This window comes from Glycomyces luteolus, from assembly GCF_027622875.1.
GTDB classification, from domain to species: domain Bacteria; phylum Actinomycetota; class Actinomycetes; order Mycobacteriales; family Micromonosporaceae; genus Glycomyces; species Glycomyces luteolus.
The window spans coordinates 157,965-169,276 of sequence record NZ_JAPZVP010000015.1; the positions used below are offsets into that span (position 1 = coordinate 157,965).

The 11,312-nt window shown below is 69.7% G+C and carries 8 protein-coding genes; 6 read left to right on the forward strand and 2 right to left on the reverse strand.

What is annotated here, in order from left to right:
• Positions 1 to 37 precede the first annotated feature (37 nt).
• The 5 genes from O1R50_RS18715 to O1R50_RS18735 all read left to right on the forward strand — a co-directional run bounded on the left by O1R50_RS18715 (position 38) and on the right by O1R50_RS18735 (position 4,776).
• Positions 38 to 736, forward strand: coding sequence for a TioE family transcriptional regulator (locus tag O1R50_RS18715; protein WP_408612742.1), 699 nt, complete (start codon positions 38 to 40; stop codon positions 734 to 736).
• 129 nt (positions 737 to 865) lie between these two features.
• Positions 866 to 3,088, forward strand: a complete 2,223-nt coding sequence (locus O1R50_RS18720) for an endo-1,4-beta-xylanase (RefSeq protein ID WP_270111688.1) — start codon at positions 866 to 868, stop codon at positions 3,086 to 3,088.
• A gap of 105 nt (positions 3,089 to 3,193) precedes the next feature.
• Positions 3,194 to 3,472, forward strand: a complete 279-nt coding sequence (locus tag O1R50_RS18725) for a DUF2277 domain-containing protein (protein ID WP_270111689.1) — start codon at positions 3,194 to 3,196, stop codon at positions 3,470 to 3,472.
• Positions 3,473 to 3,712: 240 nt separating this feature from the next.
• Positions 3,713 to 3,946 (forward strand): hypothetical protein, encoded by a 234-nt coding sequence (locus tag O1R50_RS18730; protein WP_270111691.1) that lies wholly within the window; start codon positions 3,713 to 3,715, stop codon positions 3,944 to 3,946.
• Between the two features lie 107 nt (positions 3,947 to 4,053).
• Positions 4,054 to 4,776, forward strand: coding sequence for an SDR family oxidoreductase (locus O1R50_RS18735; RefSeq protein ID WP_270111692.1), 723 nt, complete (start codon positions 4,054 to 4,056; stop codon positions 4,774 to 4,776).
• Positions 4,777 to 4,805: 29 nt separating this feature from the next.
• Here the strand turns inward: O1R50_RS18735 and mfd are convergent, their stop codons facing one another.
• Complete coding sequence (gene mfd / locus O1R50_RS18740) at positions 4,806 to 8,411, reverse strand: transcription-repair coupling factor (protein WP_270111693.1); 3,606 nt, start codon at positions 8,409 to 8,411, stop codon at positions 4,806 to 4,808.
• Positions 8,412 to 8,604: 193 nt separating this feature from the next.
• Positions 8,605 to 9,435, reverse strand: coding sequence for a metal-dependent hydrolase (locus O1R50_RS18745; RefSeq protein ID WP_408612743.1), 831 nt, complete (start codon positions 9,433 to 9,435; stop codon positions 8,605 to 8,607).
• A gap of 179 nt (positions 9,436 to 9,614) precedes the next feature.
• Between O1R50_RS18745 and O1R50_RS18750 the strand changes: the two genes are divergently transcribed.
• A complete protein-coding gene (locus O1R50_RS18750; RefSeq protein WP_270111695.1) occupies positions 9,615 to 10,487 on the forward strand; it encodes an arylamine N-acetyltransferase family protein in 873 nt (290 codons plus the stop codon).
• Positions 10,488 to 11,312 lie beyond the last annotated feature (825 nt).

Consider the following 11,312-nt stretch of genomic DNA (forward strand, 5'->3'; position numbering starts at 1 on the left):
AGCGGCGGCCGGGGCCTTCGGTTAGGGTCTTCGGACAGTGGACACCTTGCGACCTTCCGACCTCGCCCGCGAACACGGGCTCTCGACCCAGGCGGTGCGCAACTACGAGCGGGACGGCTTCATTCCGGCGGCGGCGCGCACGCGCAGCGGGTACCGGGTCTACACCGAGGCGCACGCGGCGGCGCTGCGGGCGTTCCTGGCGCTGATCCCGGCGTACGGCCACGCGGCGGCGGGCCGGATCATGAACGCGCTCAATGCCGGAGACACCGAGAGCGCGCTGGCATCGATCGATCGCGGACACCTGCGGCTGCTGCGGGACCGGGAGACCCTCGACGCCGTGCGCGCCGCGATCGGGCACCTCACGGCCGAGCCCGCGCCCGCGCGGTTCACCGGGGCGCCGCTCACGGTCGGCGAGCTCGCGCGGCGGCTCGAGGTCACAGCCGCGACCATCCGGAACTGGGAGCAGGCCGGGATCCTCGCCCCTGAGCGCGAACCGGTGACCGGGTACCGGTTGTTCCGCCAAGAGGACGTGCGGGACGCCGAGCTCGCGCATCTGCTCAGGCGCGGCGACTATCCGCTGGAGCGCATCGCGGTCGTGGTGCGGCAGGTCCGGATCGCGGGCGGTACCGAAGAGCTGGCCGCCGCGCTCGAAGGCTGGGGCCGCAGGCTGACCGAGCGCGGGCTCGCGATGCTCGACGCCGCCGCGCTGGTGAGTCGGTACCTGCAGCTCACCTGATGAACTCGCTGATTGACAAGTGTTGATATCCCACTTACCATGGCACCGTCATTCTCGGAAAGTTTCATGAAAATTGTCGAAACTTCCGAAGCTCTGTTTTCCCTCCTCCGCAAATGGAGTCGCAAAGCCATGGAACGTCAACCCCGAGCGAGGCGCCTGCGCGCCCTCGCCGCCGGAGCCGGAGCGCTGGTCCTCCCCGCCGCGCTCGCCTTCGGCCAGCCCGCCACCGCCCAGGACGAGGGCACCGTCGTGTACGCCTCGGATTTCGAGGACGGCACCGTCGGCGACTGGGCCCCGCGAGGCCCGGTCACCCTCGCCGTCGAGAACGGCGCCCTCCTCACCACCGGCCGCAGCGCCGACTGGAACGGCCCCGCGCTCGACCTCACCGACCACATCACCGCCGGTGGCGTGTACGAGATCTCGCTGGACGTCCGCTTCGCCGACGGCAGCGCCGGAACCCAGCTCAGCGCCACCGTCCAGCGCGACACCGGCGGCGAGACCGCCTACGACAGCCTCGTCTACCAGGCCGCCGTCGGCACCGACTGGGCCACGCTCAGCGGCGAGTACACCATCGCCTCGCCCGCCGACGCCCTCACGTTCTATGTCGAATCCCCGACCATCGACGCCTCGTACCTGATCGACAACTTCCAGATCACCGAGCTCGCCCCGCCCGGCGTCGACCCGAGCATCCCGTCCCTCAAGGACGTCGTCGCCGAGGACTTCCGCTTCGGCGCGGCCGTCGACCCCCGCGACCTCGCGACCTCTAACGGTGACCTGCTGAACAAGCACTTCAACCAGATCACCGCCGAGAACCACATGAAGCCGGACGCGATCCAGCCGACCGAGGGCACCTTCACCTTCGACGCGGCCGATGAACTCGTCGAGCACGCCGAGGCGAACGGCATGGAGGTCTACGGCCACACGTTCCTGTGGCACAGCCAGGTCCCCGACTGGTGGTTCACCTACCCCGCCGGGCACCCCAATGCCGGTGAGCCCCTTGGCAGCTCCGCCGAAGACCAGCAGATCATGCTCGACCGCCTCGAAGCGCACATCGGCGCCATCGCCGCGCACTACGGCGACCGCGTCTGGGCCTGGGACGTCGTCAACGAGGTCATCAGCGACAACGCCGCCGAGGTGTACCGCAACAGCCGCTGGTTCCAGATCTTCCAAGGCCCCGAGTACATCTCGCACGCCTTCCGCATCGCCCGCGAGCAGCTTGACGCCGTCGGCGCCACCGAGGTGAAGCTCTTCATCAACGACTACGGCACCGACAACCCGGCCAAGCGCGACAACCTCTACAACCTCGTCGCCGACATGCGCGCCAACGGCGTCCCGGTCGACGGCGTGGGCCACCAGACCCACATCAGCCTCAACACCCCCCTCAGCAACATCGAGGCGAGCATCGACAAGTTCGCCGGACTCGGCGTCCTCCAGGCGGTGACCGAACTCGACGTCGCCATCGGCGCCCCCGTCGAAGGCGTGGAGTTCCCCGAGTACGAGGCGCGCATCGTCCAGCAGGGCCACTACTACCGCGACCTGTTCGCCATGCTCCGCACCAAGGACCTCGAGTCCGTGACCGCCTGGGGCCTGCATGACGGCCGCTCCTGGCTGCGCGGCTTCAACGGCACCCGCCCGCTGGAGTCCCCGCTGCCCTTCGACGACCAGCTCCAGGCCAAATGGGCGTACTGGGGCATCGTCGACCCCAGCCGCCTCCCCGAGATCCCCGAGGAGCCGGTGCCCGACTACGCCCGCGTGCAGGTGCCGCAGGCCAAGACCGCCCCGGTGATCGACGGCGACAAGGACAAGGCCTGGAAGAAGGCGGCCACGGTCGCGACCGAGGTGAGGGTCGAAGGCAGCGCCGACGGCGCCACCGCCGACGTCTCGCTGATGTGGGACGAGAACGCGATCTACGCCCTCTTCGAGGTCACGGACCCGACCCTCGACGAGACCAGCGCCAACCCCTGGGAGGAGGACTCCGTCGAGGTGTTCCTCAACCCCGGCAACACCAAGCAGGGCGGCTACGGCGACGCCGACGGCCAGTACCGCGTGAACTTCGCCAACGTGGTCACGCTGGGCGGCAACGGACCCGAAGCGGGCGCGATCACCAGCGCCGCCGAGGTCACGAGCACCGGCTACACCGTCGAGATCGCGATCGCCCTGGCCGAGGGCCAGGGCGCGGTCGGCGCCGAGCACGGCCTGGACCTCCAGGTCAACGACGCCACCGACGGTGTCCGCACCGCCGCGCACACCTGGTACGACCCGACCGGCCAGTCCTGGAGCACCAACAAGAACTGGGGCATCGCCGAACTGGTCAGGAAGGTCAAGACCGAGGCCCTTCCCGAACCGGTCTAACCGGGCGGTGAGCACGTGAGGGGGGCGGGACCGCGATAGCGGTTCCGCCCTTTTCGTGTGCCCGCGTCCCGTTGCGATGTCGCACCGACGTGCCACCATGGGGGCATGTGTCGCAGTGTGAAGACCCTGTTCAACTTCGATCCGCCCGCCACCAGCGAGGAGGTCCACGCCGCCGCGCTCCAGTACGTGCGCAAGATCAGCGGCTCGACCCACCCGTCGCAGGCCAACCAGGAGGCCTTCGACGCGGCCGTCGCCGCGATCGCCGCCGCCACCCAGGAGCTGCTCGACGGCCTGGTGACGACCGCGCCGCCGAAGAACCGGGAGGTCGAGGCGGCGAAGGCGAAGGCCCGAGCGGCCGAGCGCTTCGGCACCGAGACCTCCTAGAGCGCCTTGCTCAACCGGGCGTGTCTGATCCGGCACGGGCTGTGGCAGCCCGAGGGCCGCTGCCAGCCACTTCAGGTTGATCGACGCGAGGTCGATGAACACGCGACGGAGCCAATCCGGTTGCTCGCTAACACAGGCGCGCTGCAGCGACGGCCCTGCAAGCCTCGCGATGAGGGGTGCGGGTTCGGTGCACACCTGCCACGACGGCGGACCGCCCTCCAGGTGAAGCGTGGGGAGCAGTTGCACGAGGTCGTGCAACTCGTGGCCGGCGCCGGCGTGCGACCAGTCGACGAGGCGAACTTCGCGCTCGTCGGCGTTGCCGAGGATGGCACCGGATTGCCGTTGCTGGTGCCGGAGGACCTGTCCGCCGCCTACTTCTTCGATGCGCCGGCACGGCGCCGCGTAGTCCGGGCGACGCAAGCCTCGACCTGGTCACCGATCAGGACGACACGACCATCGCCACCGACGTCCTGAACTGGATCGCACAGCGCTGACCGCTTCCGAGGTCCTAAGTCCGTCCGAGGATTCCCCCGCGAACGCATCGGTGAGAAGCTGAGACTTTCACATACGGGAGGTCGCTCATGCGGTTCGAGGGGTATCGGGTGGTCGTGACCGGGGCCGGTCGCGGTTTCGGGCGGAGCCTGGCGGTCGCGCTGGGACGGGACGGGGCCGAGCTGTTCCTCTCCGCGCGTGATTTCCAAGCGGCGGAAGCGGTCGCGGAGGAAGTGCGCCGTGTCGGCGGGCGGGCGCACGCGTTCGAGTGCGACCTGGCCGACCCCGGGTCGGTGCGCGAGTTCGCGGAGTCCGCGGGCGAGGTGGCCGACCGGATCGATGTGCTCGTCAACAACGGCGCCCCGTACCTGAACGCGGGCGGGTTCCTCGAAGCCGACGACGCGCAGGTCGCCGCGACCATCAGCGCCGGGGCGACCGGGACCGTGCTGGCCACCAAGGCGTTCCTGCCGCTGCTGCTGCGCAGCGACCGGCCGGACATCGTGACGATGGTGTCGGGCTGCGGCGAGTACGGCAACCACCGGTCCGAGGCGCACGAGGCGTTCTACGCCGCGAAGGCCGCCCAGGCCGGATTCACCGAAGTGCTCTCGAAGCGCCTGCGCCCCCAAGGGGTCCGGGTCATCTCCCTATACCCGCCGGACTTCGACAACCCCGACCCGCTCGGCCCCGAATGGGACGCCGAGCGCGGGAACGGGGACGCACTGTCGGCGCGCTCCCTCGTCGACTGCGTCCGCTTCGCCATCGGGCAGCCGCGCGACTGCTTCATCAAGTCGTTCTACTTCGAGCAGGCATAAGGGGCCGGATGGCTCCGGCCCCCATCTGCTTAAGCCGCTTCGGGGACGATGTCGTTGATGAGGTCGGCGCACCACTGCAGGAGCGCCAGGCCCTCCAGGGGCTTGCCGCCGATCCGCGACGTGGTCGGGCGCGGGACGCTGATGAGGCCCGCGGCCTCCTTGTAGTGCGCGTCCGGGTAGTGCCGGCCGAGACGCAGCTGCTTCGAATCCGGAATTTCCACAGTGGAGAATCGGAGGTTCTTGCCCTGCAAGGCGATGTCGGTGAGGCCTCGGCTCCTCGCGAGGAGGCGGAAGCGCGCCAGGTGGAACAGCGTCTGGACCTGGTCGGGCGCGGGGCCGTACCGGTCCTCCATCTCCTCGCGCACCTCGTCGAGCTCGGCCTCGGTGTGGACCTCGGAGATCTTGCGGTACATCTCCAGGCGCAGGCGCTCGACCTCCACGTAGTCGAACGGGATGTTCGCATCGAGCGGCAGCTCCACTTTGACCGGCGCAGGCGGTTCCTCGGCCCCGCCCTTGAAGGACGCCACCGCCTCGCCGACCATGCGCAGGTACAGGTCGAAGCCGACGTCGGCGATGTGGCCGGACTGCTCGGCGCCGAGGAGGTTGCCCGCGCCGCGAATCTCCAGGTCCTTCATCGCGACGTACATGCCCGCGCCGAGCTCCGAGTGCTGGGCGATCGTCGCCAGGCGCTCGTGCGCGGTCTCGGAGAGCGGCTGCTCCGGCGGGTACAGGAAGTACGCGTAGGCGCGCTCGCGGCTGCGGCCCACCCGGCCCCGGATCTGGTGCAGCTGCGAGAGGCCGAGGAGGTCGGCGCGCTCGACGATGAGGGTGTTCGCGTTCGGGATGTCGATGCCGGACTCGATGATCGTGGTCGAGACGAGCACGTCGTACTCGCCCTCCCAGAAGCCCTGCATGATCTGCTCGAGCTGCGTCTCGGTCATCTTGCCGTGAGCGACGGCGACTCGCGCCTCGGGGACGAGTTCGCGCAGTCGCGTCGCGGCCCGGTCGATGGACTCGACCCGGTTGTGGAGGTAGAAGGCCTGGCCGTCGCGCAGCAGCTCGCGGCGGATCGCGGCGGCCACCTGCTTGGCCTCCCAGGCGCCCACATAGGTCAGCACGGGGTGGCGCTCCTCGGGCGGGGTCGCGATCGTCGACATCTCGCGGATGCCCGTCACCGCCATCTCGAGGGTGCGCGGGATCGGGGTGGCGGACATGGTGAGCACGTCCACCGCGGTGCGCAGGGCCTTCAGCTTCTCCTTGTGCTCCACACCGAACCGCTGCTCTTCGTCCACAATGATCAGACCGAGGTCCTTGAAACGCGTCTCGGCCTGGAGGAGTCGGTGCGTGCCGACGAGGATGTCGATCTCCCCCGCCGCGATGCCCTTCTGGATCTCCCCGGCCTCGCGCGTCGACTGGAACCGCGAGAGCTGCTTGATCTTCACCGGGAACTGGCCCATGCGCTCCACGAACGTGCCGTAGTGCTGGCTCGCCAGCAGCGTGGTCGGCACGAGCACCGCCACCTGCTTGCCGTCCTGCACGGCCTTGAACGCGGCGCGCACCGCGACCTCGGTCTTGCCGTAGCCCACGTCGCCCATGACGAGGCGGTCCATCGGGACGCGCGCCTCCATGTCGGCCTTGGTGTCCATGATGGCCGACATCTGGTCCGGGGTCTCGATGTACGGGAAGGCGTCCTCGAGCTCGCGCTGCCATGGCGTGTCAGGGCTGAACGCGTGCCCTTGGGCCGCTTGGCGGGCCGCGTACAGCTGGATCAGCTCGGCCGCGATCTCGCGCACCGCCTTGCGGGCGCGGCGCTTCGTCTTCTGCCAGTCCGCGCCGCCGAGCTTGTGCACCGTCGGCTGCTCGCCGCCGACGTAGCGGGTGAGCTGGTCGAGCGAGTCAGTGGGCACGAACAGGCGGTCGCCGGGCTGGCCGCGTTTCGAGGCGGCGTACTCGATCACCAGGTACTCGCGCTCGGCCCCGCCGATCGCGCGGCGCACCATCTCGACGTACTTGCCGACACCGTGCGCGTCGTGCACCACGAAGTCCCCAGGAGACAGTTCGAGCGGGTTGACGACACCGCGGCGCTTGGCGGCCTTGCCCTTGCGGGGCTTCTGCGCGGCGAGGGCCTTGCCGCCCGCGATGTCGGCGGCCGTGACGACCACCAGACCCGAAGCGGCGTCGGCGAACCCGAGCGCGAGCGTGCCGGTGCAGGCGACGACCTCGCCCGCGCGGAACGCCCGCGGCGCGGCCTCCAGGTGCGCGCCGATGCCTTCGGCCTTCAGCTGCTCGGCGGCGCGCTCGGCCCCGCCGAGGGCCGGATAGACCACGGCGACGGCGCGGCCCTCACGCGCCCAGGTCTGCATGTCGGCCACGAGCTGCGGCGTGTTGCCGTGGTACCGCGGGGTCTCGGTGATGCCGAGGTCCACCGTGACGGACTCGTCCGCCTGCACCGACCCATAGTGGACCGGTTCGCCCGTGATGGCCGCGAGCTCCGCGGCGATCGCGTCCTGCTCGGCCTCCTCAGGGGCGACGGCGAACGGCGAGACCGTCCACCAGCGCTGGCCCTTGGCGAGCGCGGCGGTGCGGGCCTCGGCGAGGTCGTGGAACGTCCCGGCCCCGAGGTCCACGGGCGCTTCGGCACCGGCAGCGGCGGCGGCCCAGGAGGCTTCGAGGAACTCGTTCGAGGTGGCGACGAGGTCGAGCGCGCGGGTGCGGATGCGCTCGGGCTCGATCGCGACGACGAGGGCGTCCCGGGGCAGGACCTCCTGGAACAGTTGCAGCTCTTCGGGTCCGGCGAGCGCGGGCAGCAGGGACTCCATGCCTTCGACCGGGATGCCCTGGGCCAGTTTGGCGCACATCTCGGCGAGGCCGGGGTAGGTCTCGCCGAGCGCGGCGGCCTTCTCGCGGACCTCATCGGTGAGGAGCAGTTCGCGGCAGGCGACGGCGCGGAGTTCCGGGGCCTCGTCGAGGGAGCGCTGGTCGGCGACGGAGAACTCGCGGATGGAGTCGACCTCGTCGCCGAAGAACTCGAGGCGCAGCGGGTGCTGGGCGGTGGGCGGGAACACGTCGAGGATGCCGCCGCGCACGGCGAACTCGCCGCGCTTCTCGACCAGGTCGACCCTTTCGTAGGCGAGGTCGACGAGGTGGGCGGCGAGGTCGAACAGGTCGGTCTCGTCCCCGCGCTGCAGCTGCACGGGCTCGCGTTCGCCGAGGCCTTTGAGCTGGGGCTGGAGGGCGCCGCGCACGGGAGTGACGATGACGCGGGGGACGTCCCCGGCGTGGATGCGGTGGAGGAGTTCGAGGCGGGCGCCGACGGTGTCGGAGCGCGGGGAGAGGCGCTCGTGCGGGAGCGTCTCCCAGGCGGGGTAGAGCGCGATGTCCTCTTCGCTGATGAACGAGGCCAGGGATTCGGCCAGCTCTTCGGCTTCGCGGGAGGTCGCGGTGATCGCGAGCACGGGGCCGCGGGCGTGGGCGGCGGCCTGGGCGAGCGCGAGGGGGCGCGCGCCGGGCACGGCGACGACGTCCACGGGCCGGTCGGACGAGGAGGCGAGCTCGGCGATGCGGGCGAGCTTGGGCGCTTTCGCTGCGGCCGTGAGCAGGCTCGCGAGTTTCGGAACGGATCGGCCTTCGGACATGCGGACTCCTGCGAGGTTCCGGGTTCGGCTGTGCTCGAGGCACGACGATTGGCCGGAATCCAGGTTCAGGGCCTGGTTCCGGCAACCGGTCGAGTCTACCTCGCGCCGACAGCGCTCATTTACGGCTCGCAAGCTTCGCCGAGGGCGGCAAATTTACGGCGCGCAAGCCTCGCCGAGGGTCGGCTGACCGAGGTTATTCGCTGGCGCCCTGGCCGGTGCTCTGGTCGAAGATGAGCTGCTGCACCTCGGGCACGTTGTAGAACATCCCGATCACGACGAGCACGGTGAGGATGGGCAGGAGGATGCGGTTCTCCTCCTTGCCGCCGGCGCGGAGGGCGACCGAGTTGGGCAGGCCGATGTCCCGCCAGCGGCGGCCCTGGATCGGGATCGGGAAGAACAGGGGCGAGCCCATCTTCGTGATCATGTCCCCCAGGATGTGGATGAAGCAGCCGATGCCCATCGCCAGGCCGAGGACCCAGTAGTCGCGGCCCTCGGGCAGGAACCGGTACATGCCGTACGAGGCGACAAGGGCGACACCGGTGGTGACGAGCCAGCCCTTCTTCTCCACCGTCTCGGCGAGCAGGCCGCGCACGGCGAGACCGGTGAGCACGAACAGGATCGCGATCACGGCGGGCTTGCCGAACTGGTAGGCGAGGAACCCGGTGCCGGTGCCCACGAGGGCGGCGTGGACGGCGGTGTGGGTGAAGGTGCGGTGGCCGTTCTTCCGCTTCTTGTCCTTCTTCGATTTCGTGAGCAGATAGAACCAGTAGCAGAGGCGTTCGACGATCTCGGCGACGAACAGGGAGGCGACGCCGAACGATCGGGCCACAGTGGACCCGCCCTTGTTCTCGGTCACCTTGCCGGCGCAGTCGATGTCGGGGTAGAGGGCGGCACCGGAGGCGACGATCGTGCCGACGACGAGCTCGGCGGAGGACTGGTCGATGCCGAACGCGAGATCGGCGACGGCCGAGCCCGCGAGCCACAGGGCGGCACCGGACATGGCGTGGGTCGGGCCCATGACCATAGTGGGGACTCCTTCAAGGGCAGTATTGGGAGCAGAGTCTGGAAGCTGTGGAGACTATCCCACACGCGCACGACAACGGCGGTCCCAGGCGAGACGAACCTCCAGCCCCGCAACATCATTCCCGTATCGGAACCATCACGACGCCTGCCTGCCGCGGGGTCTCGCGCTATGGTCGAGGGGTGTTCGACTCCTCGCAGCTCGCGGCTTATCTCAAGCGCGTCGGGATCAGGGCCCCGAGGCGCCCGACGCTGCACGCGCTGCGCCGGATCCACCGCGCCCACATCGACGCGATCCCCTACGAGAACCTCGACATCCAGCTCGGCAGGCCGATCCGCCTCGACGCGGACTCGCTGTACGCCAAGCTCGTCGAGGGCGGCCGGGGCGGCTACTGCTACGAGCACAACGGGACCCTCGCGCACGCCTTGGAGGCCATGGGCTTCGACGTGCGCCGCGTCCTCGGCGGCGTGGCCCGCGAGACCGAAGGCGACGGCAACTGGTGGAACCACATGCCGCTCGTGGTGCGGTTCCCCGGCGGCGACAAGTACCTGGCCGACGCGGGCATCGGGACGGGCTTCCGCGACCCGCTGCCGATCCGCAACGGCAGCTACCGGGTGGGGGCCTTCAACTTCGGGATCTGGAGCATCGGCGACAACGAATGGCGCTGCTCGATCGACCCGCGAGTGGCGAACCTGACCTTCGACTTCACCCTCGACCGACGCGAAGTGGCCGAGTTCGAACCGAAGTGCACGGAGCTCTCGACCTCACCGGACTCGCCGTTCGTGAAGACCCTCACGGTCCAGAACCCCGGCGAGACCGATATCTGGGTCCTGCGCGCGCGGACCCTCACGGTCTACGACCCGAAAGCGCCCGAAGGGAAGACCGTGAGGATCGTCGCCGACACGGCCGAGTTCGCGGCCGCGCTCAGGGGCCGCTTCAACCTCACGCTCGACGACACCGAGATCCAGGCACTGTGGACGCTCGCGGCAGAGCAGCACGAACGCAAGCTCGCCGAGGACGCGGCCGCCGAGAAGGCCAACAAGACCTCAGCCTGAGCGGCTGCGGCAATCGGGGCCCTCGGCCAGCCGTCGCCCAGAGGAAGCGATGACGTCCAAAACCAGCCCCTGAACACGAGGTCACCGTCGCCTAGCGGGTGCGCCCCGCGACGTGGTCCTGTTCGGCCCGTCGAGGCGAGGCCTACTGACGGACTGACAGGGCGGCTACGGCGAAAATCCGGCTCAGGCGGTGTGCTTGCGGGCAGCGTCGTAAAGGGCCGCTAATCCCGGTTGGCGGCGACGAGTAGGTGGACGGGGCGGGCCGGATCTCGAGCCTTCCGGAGTGATGTGGTGCTGCTTCAATCTGTCAGCGACAAGAAGGTGTGGGCAGGGCTTGGGTCCGTCTCCGACTCTCCAGCCCGATCGGGTCCAGGCTCAGGCAGGCGGCGACAACAAGGCAGGGAAAGGGAACGGGGCGCGCCTCCGGCTTCCCGGCCGGCTCAGGTCCGGGCTCAACCAATCAGCGACAACAAGGCAGGGGCAGGGATTGGGTCCCTCTCCGGCTTCCCAGCCCGATCGGGTCCAGGCTCAGGCAGGCAGTGACGACAGGGCGGGGAAGGGGACCGGGTCCGTCTCTGGCTTCCCGGCTGGTTTGGTTTCGGGTCTGGGCGGGCGGCGGCGGGTGGGTGTGGGCTGGGGTGGGTGGTCGGTCTTGGGCGTGCTGAGGGGCCCGGACCCGTTCGGGTTCGGGCTGCGCGGCTTGGTGTTGCGGCGCTTCCCCCAGCGGTCGCCCGCTGGGGCAGCCTAAGACCGGCACCGGGGATCGGTTTCCGAACTTTTCTCGGCATTTCGCTTTCGCGGCTCGCATGGCTTTCACGGCTCGGT

Excerpts from the sequence above, each read along its gene's own strand:
- O1R50_RS18720 (WP_270111688.1), top strand. The coding sequence starts at position 866 with ATGGAACGTCAACCCCGAGCGAGGCGCCTGCGCGCCCTCGCCGCCGGA.
- O1R50_RS18725 (WP_270111689.1), top strand. The coding sequence starts at position 3,194 with ATGTGTCGCAGTGTGAAGACCCTGTTCAACTTCGATCCGCCCGCCACC.
- O1R50_RS18735 (WP_270111692.1), top strand. The coding sequence starts at position 4,054 with ATGCGGTTCGAGGGGTATCGGGTGGTCGTGACCGGGGCCGGTCGCGGT.
- mfd (WP_270111693.1), bottom strand. The coding sequence starts at position 8,411 with ATGTCCGAAGGCCGATCCGTTCCGAAACTCGCGAGCCTGCTCACGGCC.
- O1R50_RS18745 (WP_408612743.1), bottom strand. The coding sequence starts at position 9,435 with ATGGTCATGGGCCCGACCCACGCCATGTCCGGTGCCGCCCTGTGGCTC.